This is a genomic window from Paraburkholderia sp. BR10954, from assembly GCF_040965775.1.
In the GTDB taxonomy this organism is placed as follows: domain Bacteria; phylum Pseudomonadota; class Gammaproteobacteria; order Burkholderiales; family Burkholderiaceae; genus Paraburkholderia; species Paraburkholderia youngii.
On record NZ_JBFRCK010000011.1, the window covers coordinates 29,515 to 44,004 of the forward strand.

Genomic DNA, 14,490 nt, shown 5'->3' on the forward strand with positions numbered 1-14,490 from the left:
TACTGCCGCATTTACTGCATCAGCGGGAAAGCGCTTCAACGATACGGTGCGTCGGCTGCCTTGTTGGCGGCGATTTGTGCTTCGTAGCGGTCGCCAACGGCCAGCAGCATTTCCTTCGTGAAGTACAGGTCGCCGCGCTTCTCGCCGTGATACTCGAGAATGTGCGTCTCGACGATCGAGTCGACCGGGCAGCTCTCTTCGCAGAAACCGCAGAAGATGCACTTGGTCAGGTCGATGTCGTAGCGCGTCGTGCGGCGCGTGTTGTCCGCGCGCGTTTCCGATTCGATCGTGATCGCGAGCGCCGGGCACACCGCTTCGCACAGCTTGCACGCGATGCAGCGCTCCTCGCCGTTTTCATACCGGCGCAGCGCATGCAGACCGCGGAAACGCGGCGAGATCGGGGTCTTTTCTTCCGGGAACTGCACGGTGACCTTGCGCTGGAACGTGTAGCGTCCGGTCAGCGCGAGGCCTTTCAGCAGTTCCGTGAGGAAGAAAGTCTTGAAGAAGTTTTGGATTGCGGTCATGGGTTCGTCCGCCCTTTATTTCCAGATGTTCAACGGCGACATGATCCAGAAGCCGACCACCACGAGCCACACCACGCAGACCGGAATGAAGACCTTCCAGCCGAGACGCATGATCTGGTCATAGCGGTAGCGCGGGAACGTGGCACGCGCCCAGATGAACACCGACAACAGCAGGAAAACCTTGAGGACGAGCCAGAAGATGCCCGGGATGAACGACAGGAACCCGAACGGAGCGCTCCAGCCCCCAAGGAACAGTGTTGCAGCCAATGCCGAGATCACGATCATGTTGATGTACTCGGCGAGGAAGAACAGCGCGAACGCCATGCCCGAGTAATCGATCATGTGACCCGCGACGATTTCCGATTCGCCTTCCACCACGTCGAACGGGTGACGGTTCGTTTCGGCGATGCCCGAGATGAAGTACACGACGAACATCGGCAGCAGCGGTAGCCAGTTCCACGACAGGAAATTCAGGCCGTGCGAGGCGAAGAAGCCCTGCTCCTGCGAGCCGACGATGCCCGAGAGATTCAGCGTACCGGCCGTCATCAGCACGACCACCAGCGCGAAGCCCATCGAGATTTCGTACGAGACCATCTGCGCGGCGGCGCGCATCGCGCCGAGAAACGCATATTTCGAGTTCGACGCCCAGCCGGCCAGAATCACGCCATACACGCCGATCGACGAGATCGCCATCGCATACAGCAGACCCGCGTTGATGTCGCCGAGCACCGCGCCCGCCTGGAACGGAATCACCGCCCACACCGCGAACGCCGGCACCACCACCATGATCGGCGCGATGACGTAGATCCAGCGGCTCGCCTGGGCAGGCTGGATCACTTCCTTGAGTAGAAGCTTCAGCACGTCGGCGATCGGCTGCAACAGGCCGCCGGGGCCGACGCGGTTCGGACCGAGACGCACGTGCATCCAGCCGATCAGCTTACGCTCCCACAGGATCAGGTAAGCGACGCACAGCAGGATCACGACGGCCACCACCAGGATGCGCACGAGCGCCCACACCGTAGGCCATGCCACACCGAGAAGCTGGGCGCCGCCCGAGTTGATCGTATCGAACAAGCTCATTTACGCCTTCTCCACCACCAGTTCACCGAACAGGCTGCCCAGCGCTGCACCGGCAGGCGTAGCCGCCGATACGCGGACGACCGTCTCCGCAAGATTCGCGTCGCGCACGGCCGGCAACTGCACCGCTTGCTCGCCCTGACGAACGCGCACCGCGTCGCCCTCTTTCAAACCCAGTTTGTCGAACAGCGCAGCCGGCAGGCCGACCGAATTCGCCGTACGGGCCGCCGCGGTCAGATGCAGCGACTCCGCGCGACGCACCAGCGCGTCGGCGTGATAGATCGGCACGTTCGCGAGACGCTCGAACTTGCCTTCCGCCGCCTTCACGGCCTGGCCGCGCGTCACCGCGACGCCGGTACGGTTCGACAGCCTCGAACTGAGGTCACCGTCGCCGAGCGCCGCTGTGCGCACTTCTTCGACCGTGTCGTATTCGAAGCCCGGCGCGCCGAGCAGACTGCCCAGCACGCGCAACACCTTCCACGCCGGACGCGTGTCGCCGAGCGGACGCACGACGCCGTTGAAAGCCTGCACCGTGCCTTCCGCGTTGACGAACGAGCCGCCCGTTTCGGTGAACGGTGCAATCGGCAACAGCACGTCGGCATAGTCGGCGCCGGTCTGGAACGGCGACATCACGACGACCATCTCGGCCTGCTTCAGCGCTGCAAGCGCTTGAGCCGGATTGGCCGTGTCGAATTCCGGCTCGAGATTCAAAAGCAGATAGCCCTTGCGCGGTTGCTCGAACACTTCGCGTGCATTCAGACCGCCTTCGCCCGGCAGCGCGTTCACGAGGTGCGCGCCGACCGTGTTGGCCGCTTCGGTCAGGAAACCGAGCGTGGCGCCGGTCGCTTCGGCAATCCATTGCGCCGCGGCGTGGATCGCCGCGAAGTCCGGATGGCGGACCGCTTCGTTGCCGAGCAGCACGACGCGCAGTGCGCCGTTGGTCAGCGATTTCGCGATCTGCTTGTGCGCGTCCGTCGGCTGCGTGCCGGCGAATGCTTCCGGCAGTGCGACGCCCTTCGCTTCGCCCACCGCGCCGGCGATCCCTGCCAACGCCTCGAGCCATGCCGACGGTGCGGCGACCACACGGTGCGCCTGCGGGATCATCGCGTCGTCGTTGGTGGCCTGGATCAACGTGAGCGCCGAACCGCCGCGTGCGACCTGGCGCAGACGCGCGGCGAACAGCGGATGATCACGACGCAGATCCGAGCCGATCACGAGGGCCGCATCGACGTTCGACAGATCGGCGATCGTGCCGCCGAGCCACGGCGCGCCGGTAACGGGGGCCGAGAAGTCCGACTGACGCAGACGGAAGTCGACGTTCGGCGTGCCGACCGCTTGCGCAATCTGCTTCAGCAGGAACAGTTCTTCGATTGTGCTGTGTGCGCTCGACAGCGCCGCAAGCGCGTTCGCGCCGTGGTCGCCGGCGATGCCCTTCAGACCCTTGACCACATAATCGAGCGCGGTTTGCCAGTCGGTTTCGACCCACTGGCCGCCCTGCTTGAGCATCGGCTTGGTCAGACGCTCGGGGCTGTTCAGACCTTCGTACGAGAAGCGATCCTTGTCTGAAATCCAGCACTCGTTGATCGCTTCGTTTTCGAACGGCAGAACGCGCATCACGCGATTGTTCTTCACCTGCACGATGAGGTTCGCGCCAACGGAATCGTGCGGGCTCACCGACTTGCGGCGCGACAGCTCCCAGGTACGGGCGCTGTAGCGGAACGGCTTGCTGGTCAGCGCGCCGACCGGGCACAGGTCGATCATGTTGCCCGACAGTTCCGAGTCGACCGTCTTGCCGACGAACGACGTAATTTCCGAATGCTCGCCGCGGCCAAGCATGCCGAGTTCCATCACGCCGGCGATTTCCTGGCCGAAGCGAACGCAACGCGTGCAGTGAATGCAGCGCGACATCTCTTCCATCGAGATCAGCGGGCCCACGTTCTTGTGGAACACCACGCGCTTTTCTTCGCTATAGCGCGACGACGACTTGCCGTAACCGACGGCCAGATCCTGCAACTGGCACTCGCCGCCCTGGTCGCAGATCGGGCAATCGAGCGGATGGTTGATCAGCAGGAATTCCATCACAGCTTGCTGGCCCTTCACCGCCTTGTCCGACTTGGTGCGCACGATCATGCCGGCCGACACCGGGGTCGCGCACGCGGGCACGGCCTTTGGCATCTTCTCGACATCGACCAGACACATCCGGCAGTTGGCCGCGATCGACAGCTTCTTGTGATAGCAGAAGTGAGGAATGTAGGTGTCGACCTTATGCGCAGCCTGGATCACCATGCTGCCTTCAGGCACCTCGACTTTCTTGCCGTCTATTTCCAGTTCAACCATGATGGTCAATCTTCCTTAACCTGTTACCGCTCAATCGTTCGCCTGTTCATCGCCCGCTTCGGGCGATGAATCCTGCGGTTGAGGTGTTCGTCTGGTAGTTATTCGTCAGCCAAATCTGTCGGCGCGACTCAGGCTGCCACTGTTTCGGGCGCCGCCGCCGTGCCGGCATGGCCGCCGACGAGGCAATGCTTGTGGGCGACGTGATATTCGAATTCGTCCCAGTAGTGCTTGAGCATGCCCCGAACCGGCATGGCTGCCGCGTCGCCGAGCGCGCAGATCGTGCGGCCCATGATGTTTTCCGCGACCGAGTTCAGCAGATCCAGATCTTCCTGGCGGCCGAGACCATGCTCGATACGATGTACGACGCGATACAGCCAGCCTGTGCCTTCACGGCAAGGCGTGCATTGACCGCACGACTCTTCGTAGTAGAAGTACGACAGGCGCAGCAACGAGCGCACCATGCAGCGCGTCTCGTCCATCACGATCACCGCGCCCGAGCCGAGCATCGAGCCAGCCTTCGCGATCGAGTCGTAATCCATGTCGGTCTGCATCATCATCTCGCCCGGAATCACCGGCGCCGATGAACCGCCAGGAATCACGGCCTTGATCTTCTTGCCGCCGCGCATGCCGCCGGCGAGTTCCATCAGCGTCGCGAACGGCGTGCCGAGCGGAATTTCGTAATTGCCCGGACGCTCGACGTCGCCCGACACCGAAAAAATCTTCGTGCCGCCGTTGTTCGGCTTGCCGATTTCAAGATAATTCTGCGGTCCGATGGCGAGCAGGAACGGCACCGCCGCGAACGTTTCGGTGTTGTTGATGGTGGTGGGCTTGCCGTACACGCCAAAGCTCGCCGGGAACGGCGGTTTGAAGCGCGGCTGACCCTTCTTGCCCTCGATCGATTCGAGCAGCGCGGTTTCCTCGCCGCAGATATACGCGCCGTAACCGTGATGCGCATGCAGCTGGAACGAGAAGCCCGAGCCCATGATGTTGTCGCCGAGGAACCCGGCGCGGCGAGCTTCTTCCAACGCTTCTTCGAAGCGCTTATAGACTTCCCAGATTTCGCCGTGAATATAGTTGTAGCCGACCGTGATACCCATCGCGTACGCGCCGATCGCCATACCTTCGATCAACGAATGCGGATTGAAGCGCAGAATGTCGCGGTCCTTGAACGTACCCGGCTCGCCCTCGTCCGAATTACAGACGAGGTACTTCTGGCCCGGGAACTGGCGCGGCATGAAGCTCCACTTCAGACCGGTCGGGAAGCCCGCGCCGCCACGGCCGCGCAGACCCGACGCCTTGACGTCGGCGATCACCTGCTCGGGCGCGATTTTTTCTTCCAGGATGCGACGCAGCTGGGCATAACCGCCGCGCGCCACGTAGTCTTCGAGATGCCAGTTGTCGCCGTTCAGTCCGGCGAGAATCAGCGGTTTGATGTGACGATCGTGTAAAGCCGTCATTTCGAAAGTTCCTCGAGCAGCTGGTCGATCTTCTCGCGGCTCATGAAGCTGCACATGCGTTGGTTGTTCACCAGCATCACCGGCGCGTCGCCGCACGAACCCATGCACTCACCTTCTTTCAGCGTGAATTTGCCATCGGGCGTGGTTTCGCCGAAGTCGATGCCGAGCTTCTGCTTCAGGTATTCAGCGGCGCTTTCGGAGCCGCCGTCAGGGCCGAGCTGGCACGGAAGGTTCGTGCAGAGCGTGATCTTGAACTTACCGACCGGCGAGGTCTCATACATCGTGTAGAAGGTCGCTACCTCCTGCACGGCGATTGCCGGCATGCCGAGATAATCCGCGACGAACTGCATGAGTTCGGGCGACAGCCAGCCATGCTCGGTTTGAGCAGTGGCCAACGCCGACATCACGGCGGACTGTTTCTGATCGGCGGGGTACTTTGCGACCGCACGATCGATTTCTTTCAGGCCTTCAGCTGAGATCATTTTCAGACACGACTCTTTCAATTCCTACCGAACGAAAACCTGTCGCTCACGTGATACTGCGACAGACCCGGCGTTCCTTTGCTTGACGCGCGTGGCGGTGCAACGACCGCGGACGCGCGCCGATGAATACGTCCTAGCGATCCACTTCGCCGAACACGATGTCCTGCGTGCCGATGATCGTCACGGCATCGGCGATCATGTGGCCGCGGGCCATTTCGTCAAGCGAGGACAGGTGTGCATAGCCCGGCGCGCGGATCTTCAGACGGTATGGCTTGTTGGCGCCGTCCGAGATCAGATAGATGCCGAACTCGCCCTTCGGATGTTCGACTGCGGCGTACGCCTCGCCTTCGGGCACGTGGAAGCCTTCGGTGAACAGCTTGAAGTGATGGATCAGATCTTCCATGTTCGACTTCATGCCGACGCGCGATGGCGGCGCCACCTTGTGATTGTCCGTCATCACAGGGCCGGGATTTTTACGCAGCCACTCAATGCACTGTTTCGCGATCCGGCACGATTGACGCATTTCTTCGACGCGTACCAGATAGCGGTCGTAGCAATCGCCATTCACGCCGACCGGAATGTCGAAGTCGAGCTTGTCATAAACTTCATACGGTTGCTTCTTGCGCAGGTCCCACTCGACGCCCGAGCCACGCAGCATCGCGCCGGTCATGCCGAGTTGCAGCGCCCGCTCCGGGCTGACCACACCGATGCCGACCAGACGCTGCTTCCAGATCCGGTTGTCGGTGAGCAGCGTTTCGTATTCGTCCACGCACTTCGGGAAACGGGTGAAGAAGTCGTCGATGAAGTCGAGCAGCGAACCCTGACGGTTCTCGTTCATCTTCGACAACGCCTTCGCATTGCGAATCTTCGACGCCTTGTATTGCGGCATTGCGTCAGGCAGATCGCGGTAGACGCCACCCGGACGGTAATAGGCCGCGTGCATCCGTGCGCCGGACACCGCTTCGTACACGTCCATCAGGTCTTCGCGCTCGCGGAACGCATACAGGAACACCGCCATCGCACCGACGTCGAGCGCGTGCGCGCCGATCCACATCAGGTGATTCAACACGCGCGTGATTTCGTCGAACAGTACGCGAATGTATTGCGCGCGCAGTGGCACGTCGATGCCGAGCAACTTCTCGATGGCAAGCACGTAGCCGTGCTCGTTGGCCATCATCGACACGTAGTCGAGACGGTCCATGTACGGCACCGACTGGATAAACGTCTTGCTTTCGGCGAGCTTTTCAGTCGCGCGATGCAGTAGACCGATGTGCGGATCGGCGCGCTGAATCACTTCGCCGTCGAGTTCGAGCACGAGGCGCAACACACCGTGCGCTGCCGGGTGCTGCGGACCGAAGTTGAGCGTGTAGTTCTTGATCTCTGCCATGACGTTCTCTTAGTGTTTCAGACCGCCATAGCGATCCTCACGGATCACGCGCGGCGTGATTTCCCGCGGCTCGATCGTCACCGGCTGATAAACGACGCGCTTCTCTTCCGGGTCGTAACGCATCTCGACGTAGCCGGAGACAGGGAAATCCTTGCGGAACGGATGTCCGATAAAACCGTAGTCGGTCAAAATGCGGCGCAGGTCCGGGTGACCTTCGAAGACGATGCCGTACAGGTCGAACGCTTCGCGCTCGTACCAGTTGACCGAATTCCAGATATCGACGACGGACGGCAGGATCGGCATGTCGTCGTCCGGCGCGAATACGCGCAGACGCAGACGCCAGTTGTTCTGCACCGACAGCAGATGCAGCACTGCTGCAAAACGCGGGCCGTCGTAAGCGCCTTCAGCATAGGTCTGGTAATCGACGCCGCACAGGTCGACACACTGCTCGAAACCGAGCGAGCGGTCGTCGCGCAGGCGCTTTGCCACGTTGAGGTAGTCGCCAGCCTTGACGACGATCGTCAATTCACCGACCGACTCGGTCACGCTCGTCAGGAGGCCGCCAAAGGCCGCCTCGAGGTTCGCTTTCAGGGTCTCGAGTTTGCTTGCCATATTGTGGGGAGGCTTTGGCCTTATTGACGGGCGATAGTGTTGGTGCGGCGAATCTTGGCTTGCAGCTGGATCACGCCGTACACCAGCGCTTCCGCGGTGGGCGGACAACCCGGCACGTACACGTCGACCGGGACAATCCGGTCGCAGCCGCGCACCACCGAGTACGAGTAGTGGTAATAGCCGCCACCGTTCGCGCACGAGCCCATCGAGATTACCCAGCGCGGCTCCGCCATCTGGTCGTAGACCTTGCGCAGAGCGGGCGCCATCTTGTTGCACAGCGTACCGGCGACGATCATCACGTCCGACTGACGCGGACTCGGACGGAACACGACACCGAAACGGTCAAGGTCATAACGGGCGGCGCCCGCATGCATCATCTCGACCGCGCAGCATGCGAGACCGAACGTCATCGGCCACAGCGAGCCGGTGCGCGTCCAGTTGATCAGTTTGTCTGCCGTAGTGGTGACAAACCCTTCTTTCAAGACCCCTTCGATACTCATTTGCTTTCCACTCCAGACGGGGCGGCAAGCCTGGCCACCCACGCAAACCGGCGATTAATCCATCATTCCCAGTCGAGGCCGCCCTTCTTCCAGATGTAGGCAAAACCAAGCAGGAACTCGAGCAGGAAAATCATCATTGCCGTGAACCCGGCCCAGCCGATGTCGCGCAATGCCACGCCCCACGGGAACAGGAACGCGGTTTCAAGATCGAAAATGATGAAGAGAATGGCGACGAGGTAGTAACGCACATCGAACTTCATGCGCGCATCTTCGAATGCTTCGAAGCCGCACTCGTACGGTGCGTTTTTTTCGGTGTCGGGTTTGTTGGGACCGAGGAGCTTGCCGATACTGACCAGTGCTACGCCTAAACCGGTGCCCACAATAAGGAACAACAAAACGGGGAAATAGGCTGCGAGGTTCAAGACAATCCTCAATCGGTTGGTTCTGAGTGCCGTCAGGAGCATAGCACCCCTGACGCGAAATCACTTCCTCAACACGCATGACGCAAGCCCTACAGCCATACGCCAGAAGTGAAAATGCCAGCCGAAGCGAAGCAAGCGGCTGGCATTTAGATAACATTTGGTGCCGACGGCGAGACTCGAACTCGCACAGCTTTCGCCACTACCCCCTCAAGATAGCGTGTCTACCAATTTCACCACGTCGGCACTATATGCAATCCGGGAAAACAACTTGTAAAACCCGCGAATCGCTTCAAGACTTGAATTGTAACTTGTTTAAACAGATTGTTCAACGCACAAGAGCACGCCTACAGAAAATTTATTTCGGCACACCCGTTGCCGGAACCGACGCGGGCGAAGCCGGCACTGCGGGCGATGCCGCCACCGGAGCCGAGCCTGCGGCCGGTGCGGAAGCAGGCGAAGCCGCGATCGGTGCAGTAGCGGCCGCGCCCAGCACGCCTGCCGACGGCTTCACGTGATACGCACCAAGGTAAGTGAGCGCCAAGGTCGTGGCAAAGAACAGCGCTGCGAGCACCGCCGTGGTACGCGACAGGAAGTTCGCCGAACCCGTCGCACCGAACAGGCTACCCGATGCGCCGCTGCCGAAAGCTGCGCCCATGTCGGCACCTTTGCCGTGCTGCAGCAACACGAGGCCGATGACCCCGAGCGCCGACAACAACTGAACGACGATAATCAATGTTTTCAAATACAGCATCACACTCACCTGAGTCTTTATTTAACCGCGCCGCACACGGTGTGTTGCGCGAAAAGGAGTCATCCTCGTCGAGACGCCCTGCTTAACCCGTCACGCTGGTCGCAGCGGCCGCCTTGCAGATCGCCAGGAAATCCTGATCTTTCAACGACGCGCCGCCGATCAGGCCGCCGTCGATATCGTTCTGACGGAACAGTTCTTCCGCGTTGTCCGGCTTCACGCTGCCGCCGTACAGCAACGGTACGTCCGCCGCACCCTTTGCCGCGAGACGAGCACGCAGGAACGCATGCACGGCCTGCGCCTGTGCCGCCGATGCGCTCTTGCCGGTGCCAATTGCCCACACCGGCTCATACGCGACGACGAGGCGAGCCGCGTCCTGAGACGACAGCTTCGCGAGCACTTCGTCGAGCTGACCGCCGACGACCTGCTCGGTCGAACCAGCCTCGCGTTCTTCGAGCGTTTCGCCGACGCACACGATCGGCGTCAAACCCGCCTCGAGCACACGCTGCGCTTTCACCGCGACCAGCTCGGCGCTTTCGCGGTGATACGCGCGACGCTCCGAATGCCCGACGATTGCAAACGTGGCACCGAAGTCCGTCACCATCGGCGCAGCCACTTCGCCGGTATAGGCGCCATGCGTGAACGCGGAAACGTCCTGCACGCCCCACACGACCGGGCTGCCTTCGAGCAGCGACTGCGCCTGCGCGACATAGAGGCTCGGCACGCAGACACCGACGCGCACGTCGGCCGGCAATTCATTGGCGCCCTGCACCACTGCCTGCAACAACGCGGCGTTCGCGGCGAGCCGCCCATGCATCTTCCAGTTACCGACTACCAGTTTGGCTCGTTGTTGATTAGACATCGTCTCGTATTGTCCTGTCTTGCCAGTCCGACCTGCTCCGGCGCGCGCAAAACGCGCAATTTTACTGCGTGGGGTGGATCGGGTCAAACCGATGGTGTCAAGCCTCCTGACCCCACGTCAACACGATCTTGCCGACGTGGGTGCTGCTTTCCATCAGCGTATGCGCGTCGGCAGCCTGGGTGGCCGGAAACACGCGATGCACGACCGGCTTGATGCGCCCGGCTTCGAGATGCGGCCATACGCGCTCTTTCAATTGCGCGGCGATCTGTGCCTTGAACTCGATCGGCCGTGGCCGCAGTGTCGAACCGGTAACAGTCAGACGGCGACGCAGCACTTCGTTCAGGTTCAGCTCCGCCTTCGCGCCGCCGAGCAGCGCAATCAGCACGATGCGGCCACCATCGGCGAGCGCCGACAGTTCGCGCGGCACGTAGCTGCCCGCGACCATGTCGAGGATCACGTCGACGCCACGGTCGTTGGTCAGCGACTTGATGACTTCGACGAAATCTTCAGTCCTGTAGTTGATCGCCCGTTCGGCGCCGAGCGCTTCGCACGCGCGGCACTTGTCGTCCGAGCCTGCGGTGGCGAACACACGGAAGCCGAGCGCATGCGCAATCTGGATCGCCGTCACGCCGATGCCGCTCGATCCGCCCTGCACGAGCAGCGTTTCGTTCGCGCCACCCTCACCCTGGCCGAGCTGCGCGCGATTGAACACGTTGCTCCACACCGTGAAGAAAGTCTCGGGCAACGAAGCCGCTTCGACGTCCGACAATCCCGCCGGCACGGGCAGGCATTGCAGAAGCGGCGCCGCCGCATGCTCGGCATAGCCGCCGCCCGCGAGCAGCGCGCAAACGCGGTCGCCAATCTTCAGACCGAACGGATTGTTCTTCGCTTCGATCGTGCCGCCGACGATCTCGCCCGCCACCTCCAGCCCCGGCAGATCCGACGCTCCCGGCGGCGGCGCATAGCCGCCCTTGCGCTGAAACACGTCCGGACGATTGATGCCGGATGCCGCCACCTTGATCAGCACCTCGCCAGCCTTGAGCTGCGGCGTCGGACGCTCTGCCAGCTTGAGGACTTCCGGGGCACCGAATTCAGTGATTTCGATCGCTTTCATCTGCGTCAACTCCAAGATTGGATTGCGTTGCCTACCCGTTGCTGCCGTCCGCCGTAGCGCTGCGATTCGAATACGCAACGCAATCCATCCTGCATGAAAAACGGCCGGCGTGCATGACACGGCCGGCCGTTTGTCCGTTACCGCCTTACTGCGGCGTCGGTTCGCCTTGCGGCGCGTCGTTCAGCAGTGCCTTCGCCGACAGACGCACACGACCCTTCTCGTCCGTCTGGATGACCTTGACCTTCACCTGCTGGCCATCCTTCAGATAGTCGTTGATGTCCTTGATGCGCTCGTTCGCGATCTCGGAAATATGCAGCAGACCGTCTTTACCCGGCAGGATGTTCACGATCGCGCCGAAGTCGAGCAGCTTGAGCACGGTGCCTTCGTACACCTGGCCCACTTCGACTTCCATCGTGATCGCTTCGATACGACGCTTCGCTTCGGCCATGCCTTCGCTGTTCGTGCTCGCGATCGTGACGACGCCGTCGTCTGAAATGTCGATCGTCGTGCCGGTTTCTTCGGTCAGCGCACGGATCACCGAGCCGCCCTTGCCGATCACGTCGCGGATCTTTTCCGGGTTGATCTTGATCGTGATCATGCGCGGTGCAAACTCCGACAGCTGCGTGTTCGCGCCTGCCACGGCCGAGGTCATCTTGCCGAGAATGTGCATGCGGCCTTCCTTAGCCTGCGCGAGCGCGACCTGCATGATTTCCTTCGTAATGCCCTGGATCTTGATGTCCATCTGCAGCGCGGTCACGCCTTGTTCCGTACCCGCGACCTTGAAGTCCATGTCGCCGAGGTGATCTTCGTCGCCGAGGATGTCGGTCAGCACCGCGAAGCGGTTGCCTTCGAGAATCAGGCCCATCGCGATCCCGGCGACGTGAGCCTTCATCGGCACGCCGGCGTCCATCAGCGCGAGGCAGCCGCCGCATACCGAAGCCATCGACGACGAACCGTTCGACTCGGTGATTTCCGAGACGACACGGATCGAGTAGCCGAATTCGTCGGCGCTCGGCAGGCATGCGACGAGCGCGCGCTTGGCGAGACGGCCGTGACCGATTTCACGGCGCTTCGGCGAACCGACGCGGCCCGTTTCGCCGGTCGCGAACGGAGGCATGTTGTAGTGGAGCATGAAGCGTTCGCGGTACTCGCCTTCCAGCGCGTCGATGCTCTGCTCGTCGCCCTTCGTGCCGAGCGTCGCAACCACCAGCGCCTGCGTCTCGCCGCGCGTGAACAGCGCCGAGCCGTGGGTACGCGGCAGCACGCCGGTACGGATTTCGATCGGGCGCACGGTGCGCGTGTCGCGGCCGTCGATACGCGGCTCGCCGTTCAGGATCTGGGTACGGACGATCTTCGCTTCGATGTCGAACAGCACGTTGCCGACCGACGCTTTGTCGGCCGCCACGGTACCGGCTGCCGCCGCTTCTTCTTCGAGCTTCGCCGAGGTCGCCGCGTAGACTTCCTTCAGCTTGGTCGAGCGAGCCTGCTTGTCGCGGATCTGGTAAGCGGCGAGCAGATCGGCTTGCGCGAGTTCCGTGACGCGCGCGATCAGCGCTTCGTTCTTCGCGGCCGGCTGCCAGTCCCACTCGGGCTTGCCGCCTTCGCGGACCAGTTCGTGGATCGCGTCGATCGCGGTCTGCATCTGCTCATGACCGAACACGACGGCGCCGAGCATCACCTCTTCGCTCAGCTGCTGCGCTTCCGATTCGACCATCAGCACCGCGCGTTCGGTACCGGCGACGACGAGGTCGAGCGCCGATTCCTTCATCTGCGGACGCGTCGGATTCAGCACATATTCGTTGTTGATGTAGGCCACGCGTGCCGCGCCGACCGGGCCGTTGAACGGCAGGCCGGACACCGCGAGCGCCGCCGATGCGCCGATCAGCGCCGGGATGTCGGCGGGGATTTCCGGATTCAGCGACAGCACGTGAATCACGACCTGCACTTCGTTGTAGAAGCCTTCCGGAAAGAGCGGACGCAGCGGACGGTCGATCAGTCGCGAGATCAGCGTCTCGCCCTCCGACGGCCGGCCTTCGCGACGGAAGAAGCCACCCGGGATCTTGCCGGCGGCGTAGGTCTTTTCGATGTAATCGACGGTGAGGGGGAAGAAGTCCTGGCCCGGCTTCGCGGTCTTCGCGCCGACCACGGTGGCGAGCACCACGGTGTCTTCGACGTCGACGATCACCGCGCCGCTCGCCTGGCGAGCGATTTCACCGGTTTCGAGGCGAACGTTGTGCTGCCCCCACTTAAACTCTTTGACGATCTTATTGAACATAGTCATTGCTTTTCCTCATCGTAATGCCGCGCGGACCGGAAGCGGCGCGGCAACGCCGGGGCCGGCGCCGCATGGGAAGAGTCGTGCTATGCCATTCCAGAGAGTCACGTGCTGCACGCGCGCGCGAACCGCTGGAATGACACAAAACTCTGCCCTGAAGCCCGGCCTTGTTTCCTGTTACTGCTTTTCTACTGCTGCCCTGCTACTGCTACTACGCTTGCCCGTGGACGCCGCGCGAACCGGCATACGCCGCGGATCACAGGCGGTGCGCGTTACACGAAGCGCGCCGTGCAAAAACAAAATGCCTGTATCAGCGAAACTGACACAGGCATCTTGCTGAACGACTGGCCGATTACTTACGCAGACCCAGCTTCTCGATCAGGCTGCGGTAACGATCCGCGTCCTTACCCTTCAGGTAGTCGAGCAGCTTGCGACGGCGGCTCACCATGCGCAGCAGACCGCGGCGGCTGTGGTGATCCTTCGTGTGCTCCTTGAAGTGGGAGGTCAGTTCGTTGATACGGGTCGTGAGCAGCGCGACCTGAACTTCGGGGGAGCCGGTGTCGTTAGCTGCGCGTGCGAATTGCGCGACGACTTCGGACTTCTTGCTTGCTTCAACTGCGGACATGTCAATTTCCTTGATAACTGGACAGGCGGTCACGGAAGAAAGGCCGTGCCGTGGGATACCCGTTTCAC

The 14,490-nt window shown here is 61.9% G+C and carries 14 protein-coding genes and 1 tRNA gene; all 15 read right to left on the reverse strand.

The features are described 5' to 3' along the window. Positions 1-35: 35 nt before the first annotated feature. The 15 genes from nuoI to rpsO all read right to left on the reverse strand — a co-directional run bounded on the left by nuoI (position 36) and on the right by rpsO (position 14,422). On the reverse strand, positions 36-524 hold the full coding sequence (gene nuoI / locus AB4Y34_RS17270; protein WP_013088942.1) for an NADH-quinone oxidoreductase subunit NuoI: 489 nt from the start codon (positions 522-524) through the stop codon (positions 36-38). A 15-nt stretch (positions 525-539) separates the two neighbouring features. Beyond that, positions 540-1,604, reverse strand: coding sequence for an NADH-quinone oxidoreductase subunit NuoH (nuoH, locus tag AB4Y34_RS17275; RefSeq protein ID WP_176121312.1), 1,065 nt, complete (start codon positions 1,602-1,604; stop codon positions 540-542). Then, entirely contained in the window at positions 1,605-3,938 is a 2,334-nt protein-coding gene (gene nuoG / locus AB4Y34_RS17280; protein WP_176380825.1) for an NADH-quinone oxidoreductase subunit NuoG, read from the reverse strand. A gap of 128 nt (positions 3,939-4,066) precedes the next feature. Then, complete coding sequence (gene nuoF / locus AB4Y34_RS17285) at positions 4,067-5,395, reverse strand: NADH-quinone oxidoreductase subunit NuoF (RefSeq protein ID WP_176109123.1); 1,329 nt, start codon at positions 5,393-5,395, stop codon at positions 4,067-4,069. Beyond that, on the reverse strand, positions 5,392-5,877 hold the full coding sequence (nuoE, locus tag AB4Y34_RS17290) for an NADH-quinone oxidoreductase subunit NuoE (RefSeq protein ID WP_013088938.1): 486 nt from the start codon (positions 5,875-5,877) through the stop codon (positions 5,392-5,394). The genes nuoF and nuoE overlap by 4 nt, the downstream gene beginning before the upstream one ends. Before the next feature lie 133 nt (positions 5,878-6,010). Further along, positions 6,011-7,264 (reverse strand): NADH-quinone oxidoreductase subunit D, encoded by a 1,254-nt coding sequence (locus AB4Y34_RS17295; protein ID WP_176121309.1) that lies wholly within the window; start codon positions 7,262-7,264, stop codon positions 6,011-6,013. 9 nt (positions 7,265-7,273) lie between these two features. Continuing rightward, on the reverse strand, positions 7,274-7,876 hold the full coding sequence (locus AB4Y34_RS17300) for an NADH-quinone oxidoreductase subunit C (protein ID WP_176109125.1): 603 nt from the start codon (positions 7,874-7,876) through the stop codon (positions 7,274-7,276). 20 nt (positions 7,877-7,896) lie between these two features. After that, positions 7,897-8,376 carry an NADH-quinone oxidoreductase subunit B family protein gene (locus AB4Y34_RS17305; RefSeq protein ID WP_006052903.1) on the reverse strand — a complete coding sequence of 160 codons (480 nt, stop codon included), beginning with the start codon at positions 8,374-8,376 and terminating at the stop codon, positions 7,897-7,899. A 62-nt stretch (positions 8,377-8,438) separates the two neighbouring features. Continuing rightward, on the reverse strand, positions 8,439-8,798 hold the full coding sequence (locus tag AB4Y34_RS17310) for an NADH-quinone oxidoreductase subunit A (RefSeq protein ID WP_018420012.1): 360 nt from the start codon (positions 8,796-8,798) through the stop codon (positions 8,439-8,441). A gap of 158 nt (positions 8,799-8,956) precedes the next feature. Continuing rightward, positions 8,957-9,041 (reverse strand) — tRNA-Leu (locus AB4Y34_RS17315). A gap of 112 nt (positions 9,042-9,153) precedes the next feature. Then, positions 9,154-9,549, reverse strand: a complete 396-nt coding sequence (secG, locus tag AB4Y34_RS17320) for a preprotein translocase subunit SecG (RefSeq protein ID WP_176109126.1) — start codon at positions 9,547-9,549, stop codon at positions 9,154-9,156. Positions 9,550-9,631: 82 nt separating this feature from the next. Further along, positions 9,632-10,408 carry a triose-phosphate isomerase gene (gene tpiA, locus AB4Y34_RS17325; protein ID WP_176380824.1) on the reverse strand — a complete coding sequence of 259 codons (777 nt, stop codon included), beginning with the start codon at positions 10,406-10,408 and terminating at the stop codon, positions 9,632-9,634. Between the two features lie 97 nt (positions 10,409-10,505). Further along, positions 10,506-11,522, reverse strand: coding sequence for an NAD(P)H-quinone oxidoreductase (locus tag AB4Y34_RS17330; protein ID WP_368716711.1), 1,017 nt, complete (start codon positions 11,520-11,522; stop codon positions 10,506-10,508). 145 nt (positions 11,523-11,667) lie between these two features. Then, complete coding sequence (pnp, locus tag AB4Y34_RS17335) at positions 11,668-13,803, reverse strand: polyribonucleotide nucleotidyltransferase (RefSeq protein ID WP_176109129.1); 2,136 nt, start codon at positions 13,801-13,803, stop codon at positions 11,668-11,670. Positions 13,804-14,149: 346 nt separating this feature from the next. Further along, positions 14,150-14,422, reverse strand: a complete 273-nt coding sequence (gene rpsO, locus AB4Y34_RS17340) for a 30S ribosomal protein S15 (protein WP_008920609.1) — start codon at positions 14,420-14,422, stop codon at positions 14,150-14,152. Positions 14,423-14,490 lie beyond the last annotated feature (68 nt).

What these genes read in the sequence shown, in the direction of transcription:
- AB4Y34_RS17300 (WP_176109125.1), bottom strand. Translation starts at nt 7,876, where the DNA reads ATGGCAAGCAAACTCGAGACCCTGAAAGCGAACCTCGAGGCGGCCTTT.
- nuoF (WP_176109123.1), bottom strand. Translation starts at nt 5,395, where the DNA reads ATGACGGCTTTACACGATCGTCACATCAAACCGCTGATTCTCGCCGGA.
- AB4Y34_RS17295 (WP_176121309.1), bottom strand. Translation starts at nt 7,264, where the DNA reads ATGGCAGAGATCAAGAACTACACGCTCAACTTCGGTCCGCAGCACCCG.
- nuoE (WP_013088938.1), bottom strand. Translation starts at nt 5,877, where the DNA reads ATGATCTCAGCTGAAGGCCTGAAAGAAATCGATCGTGCGGTCGCAAAG.
- pnp (WP_176109129.1), bottom strand. Translation starts at nt 13,803, where the DNA reads ATGACTATGTTCAATAAGATCGTCAAAGAGTTTAAGTGGGGGCAGCAC.
- nuoH (WP_176121312.1), bottom strand. Translation starts at nt 1,604, where the DNA reads ATGAGCTTGTTCGATACGATCAACTCGGGCGGCGCCCAGCTTCTCGGT.
- nuoG (WP_176380825.1), bottom strand. Translation starts at nt 3,938, where the DNA reads ATGGTTGAACTGGAAATAGACGGCAAGAAAGTCGAGGTGCCTGAAGGC.
- tpiA (WP_176380824.1), bottom strand. Translation starts at nt 10,408, where the DNA reads ATGTCTAATCAACAACGAGCCAAACTGGTAGTCGGTAACTGGAAGATG.
- secG (WP_176109126.1), bottom strand. Translation starts at nt 9,549, where the DNA reads ATGCTGTATTTGAAAACATTGATTATCGTCGTTCAGTTGTTGTCGGCG.
- AB4Y34_RS17305 (WP_006052903.1), bottom strand. Translation starts at nt 8,376, where the DNA reads ATGAGTATCGAAGGGGTCTTGAAAGAAGGGTTTGTCACCACTACGGCA.
- AB4Y34_RS17330 (WP_368716711.1), bottom strand. Translation starts at nt 11,522, where the DNA reads ATGAAAGCGATCGAAATCACTGAATTCGGTGCCCCGGAAGTCCTCAAG.
- rpsO (WP_008920609.1), bottom strand. Translation starts at nt 14,422, where the DNA reads ATGTCCGCAGTTGAAGCAAGCAAGAAGTCCGAAGTCGTCGCGCAATTC.
- nuoI (WP_013088942.1), bottom strand. Translation starts at nt 524, where the DNA reads ATGACCGCAATCCAAAACTTCTTCAAGACTTTCTTCCTCACGGAACTG.